At 42.3% G+C, this 2,542-nt stretch carries 2 protein-coding genes and 1 pseudogene; 2 read left to right on the forward strand and 1 reads right to left on the reverse strand.

Annotated elements, in window-relative coordinates; translation table 11 throughout:
* Window positions 1-1,088: MATE family efflux transporter (locus tag BCT81_RS25410; protein WP_102426262.1), on the forward strand; the 1,088-nt coding region annotated here is incomplete at its 5' end.
* 134 nt (window positions 1,089-1,222) lie between these two features.
* Here BCT81_RS25410 and BCT81_RS25415 read toward each other — a convergent pair.
* Complete coding sequence (locus BCT81_RS25415) at window positions 1,223-2,068, reverse strand: DNA ligase (RefSeq protein WP_102426263.1); 846 nt, start codon at window positions 2,066-2,068, stop codon at window positions 1,223-1,225.
* Between the two features lie 331 nt (window positions 2,069-2,399).
* Here BCT81_RS25415 and BCT81_RS25420 point away from each other — a divergent pair.
* A pseudogene (locus BCT81_RS25420) lies at window positions 2,400-2,542 on the forward strand (anti-anti-sigma factor); the annotation flags it as partial.

A 2,542-nucleotide genomic window follows, 5' to 3' on the forward strand; every position in this document is an offset into this window, starting at 1 on the left:
CGCTTGTACTTTCGCTTCCAATTATTGGCGTTCTCTTCCAAACTCAAGCCATTTTGCAATTGATGGATATTGAAACCTTAATGGCAGAAAAGACCATCGGCTATATGAATGCGGTGATGTTTGCAGTGCCTGCTTTCTTGTTGTTCCAAACCTTAAGAAGTTTCACTGATGGTATGTCTTTGACTAAGCCTGCAATGGTAATTGGTTTTATTGGCCTGTTATTAAACATTCCGCTTAACTGGATGTTTGTTTACGGTAAGCTTGGTGCTCCTGCCCTTGGCGGCGTGGGTTGTGGCGTAGCAACCGCTATCGTTTATTGGATAATGTTTGGCTTACTGTTTACTTATGTGCTGACTTCTAAGCGTTTGGCTAAAATCAACATTTTCGGTCAATTCCATAAACCTCAGTTAAAAGCTCAAGTTCGTTTATTCAAGCTCGGCTTCCCAGTCGCTGCAGCACTTTTCTTTGAGGTGACGCTGTTTGCGGTGGTTGCACTGTTAGTTGCCCCACTCGGCTCATTGATCGTAGCGGCGCACCAAGTTGCGATTAACTTCTCTTCATTGGTATTCATGATCCCGATGAGCATTGGTGCTGCGGTTAGTATCCGTGTTGGTCATAAGCTAGGTGAGAACAACACTGAAGGCGCTAAAATTGCAACTCACGTCGGTATCATTGTTGGCTTGGTAACAGCATTTATCACAGCGGCACTCACCGTGTTGTTTAGAGAGCAAGTGTCACTTCTTTACACGGAAAACACAGCAGTAATTACCATTGCGATGCAGCTCCTGATTTTTGCTGCGGTATACCAATGTACAGATGCAATTCAAGTCATCGCTGCGGGTGCACTTCGTGGTTATAAAGATATGCGTTCAATCTTTAATCGTACTTTTATCGCTTACTGGCTGCTTGGTCTGCCGATTGGCTACATCTTAGGGATGACGGATTGGATTGTTAAACCAATGGGCGCACACGGCTTCTGGATTGGCTTCATTATTGGTTTGTCTTCAGCAGCAATTATGCTTGGTATGCGTTTGCACTGGATGCACAAACAAAGTGATGAAGTACAGTTGGAGTTCGGCTCTCGCTAACCGCTTCTTAAAGACAAGTTAATTAAACAAAAGAGCTCTGATAATCAGAGCTCTTTTTTATTCCATGTACACACTTTTTCCGTGTCCAAAATAGTTATCAGCAATGCTTGTTCATGATGCTTATCCACAAGTGTTTAATAATCACTTTTCTCTCTAACGAACCTTGCGAACTTCGGCTTACCATTTTGAGTGAAGCCATTGTAACGGAAGGTAATTCGACTGCCAATTTCAGGAGGAGACAATCGCATCTTATCGCTGAAGCCACTTCCAATGTAAAACTCCACACCATCTTCTGTGTGTACTAAAATTGAGCCCATCATCCCCTTATACTTACCAGTTCCTGTTTTATAGCCAATAACGGTCGCTTCTGCATCGTGATGTCGTTTTAGTTTTAACAAGTCATTACTTCTTCCCGCCTGATATCGGCTGGTAATCTTACGAAGCATCAACCCCTCGCCTTTACTTTCATCGACATTATCAAGTTGATGAAACAATGCCTCTTCGCTTGTAATAGGTGTGTGCTCCACATACCCAATGTGCGGTTCGTTTATCACTCTTACCCAGTGCAAGATGTTGTAGTAACGTTTCTGATAGTCGCCCGCCGCACCTGGCATATCAAACAGCATGAATTCGATCTCTTGCCACGCCGTATCACTTGGAGTGTGGTCTAAGACTGTTGTTTGGACTAAGTGAAAATTGTCTCTTCCGGCCCACAGTTCTCCTTCAAGGTGAACATCCGGTAACTCTTTAACAAACCACTTAGGCGCATAAATTCGATTCCCATTCCGGGTATATAGATGCTTTCCATCCCACAAAGCCCTGATGCCATCAAGCTTTTCGCTGGTCCAATATTCAGACACATCTATACCTTGCTTATAAGTATTTGCTAAAACTAATTGTGCTGGAGGCAGATACGAAGCATGAGAAGGAAACGTAGAAAACGCGCACAGTGTTGCTATAGCCAACCTGGTTAGCCTCATTTCAAAATTCCTTTTGTACCTTGAGCGGTTAGAAGTATTAAGCACTTTGCTCAAATCTACTTTCTATCCTAGGTGTTCTAGCCATTCATCATTCAATCTTTGATCTAAGATGCGATCAATACATCAACCTTATTCATAATGGCGTTTCATTCGCAAAATCAATTCGTTACACCTCCCAAAAATCCAACCATTTTTAGTTCTCATATTGAGAAATCACCTTTCTCAATATGAAACACTAAAAACCAAATACTATAAGTTATTGATATGTAGTGGCAAAAAAGTTGGCACATTCAGTGCTTTTGTAAACTCATGAACAAAAGGAGATAAGACTATGGAACTACGTAGGATTGACCTAAACACAACAACACTTACACTTTCAATTTTTGGTGATTTAGACGCGGCAGGCAGTCGCGATGCCCAAACCGACATTGATGACGTGATTTCTAATGACGGTCATCAAGAGATCGAAGTCGA

The organism is Vibrio sp. 10N.261.52.A1 (assembly GCF_002876325.1).
Taxonomy (GTDB): Bacteria; Pseudomonadota; Gammaproteobacteria; order Enterobacterales; family Vibrionaceae; genus Vibrio; species Vibrio chagasii.